The organism is Pseudonocardia sp. TMWB2A, assembly GCF_017312135.1.
In genome coordinates this window covers 1-851 of record NZ_QKQY01000006.1, presented here as the reverse complement: position 1 = coordinate 851, position 851 = coordinate 1, and the positions used below count along the sequence as shown (strand labels likewise).

Sequence of the window (851 nt, the reverse complement as noted above, 5' to 3'; positions counted from 1 at the left end):
TTTTTGTTCAAGATGCGCGAAGACGGACGCTGCGTGATTTTCAGTTCGCACATCATGCAGGAAGTTGCTGCGCTGTGTGATGCATCGTGATCATCGCGAAGGGTCGCGTCATGGCACAAGGCACACCGGGATGAACTCCGCGCACAAGCCGGCAACGACAACTCGAAGACGCCTTCGTGAAACTGATCGGCACGGAAGAAGGACTGCACGCATGAGACCGGACATTGATGCAAAGTTTTTTGGCGGTTCTGCGCAAGGAACTCAAGGACATTTTTCGCGATCGTCGTACGATGATCAACATTCTCCTTTTCTCACCGTTGCTGTATCCGATCCTGTTGATCGGCCTCGGCAAGCTGGGCTCGGGCCGCGCTGAAACGCAATTGCAACAGCCGATTTCATTGCCCGTCGTCAACGTTCAAGCGGCACCGAACTTGATGAACTACTTAAAGGCTGCGGGCATCAACGCCGTTGAGGCGCCCAAGGATGTTGAAGCGCAGGTCCGCGACCAACGCGTCGACATGGCACTGATTGTCCATGACGACTATGCGGAGATTTCCGTAAGGTAAACCGGCGACCGTGGAGATCATGACGGATTCCACGCGCCGCAATGCCGACACCTGGTTGCGCGTCTCAACTCTGGCTGGACACTACAACAAGCAGGTCGGCGCAATGCGCTTGTCGTACGCGGCGTTGATCCGATTCTCGCCAAGCCCGTCAACATCGGGACGCGTGATCTCGCTCCTGCGGCAGCGAAGCGTAACGGCTTCTCGCTTCATGCTGCCGTATCTTTTGATGATGGTGGCGTTCCTCGGTGGCGGCCATTATTGTTCGAGGCAACTGCCGGTGAGCGC

Annotated in this window: 2 protein-coding genes; both read left to right on the top strand. The window is 56.4% G+C overall.

The genetic code is table 11. From position 1 onward, the window contains the following. The first annotated feature begins 227 nt into the window (after positions 1-227). Positions 228-566: a hypothetical protein gene (locus DMP17_RS46235; RefSeq protein WP_337833037.1), complete on the top strand. Its 339-nt coding sequence runs from the start codon at positions 228-230 to the stop codon at positions 564-566. 10 nt (positions 567-576) lie between these two features. Further along, positions 577-851: hypothetical protein (locus DMP17_RS46230; RefSeq protein WP_337833036.1), on the top strand; the 275-nt coding region annotated here is incomplete at its 3' end.

Coding starts and splice junctions, on each gene's coding strand:
- DMP17_RS46235 (WP_337833037.1), top strand. CDS start 228: ATGCAAAGTTTTTTGGCGGTTCTGCGCAAGGAACTCAAGGACATTTTT.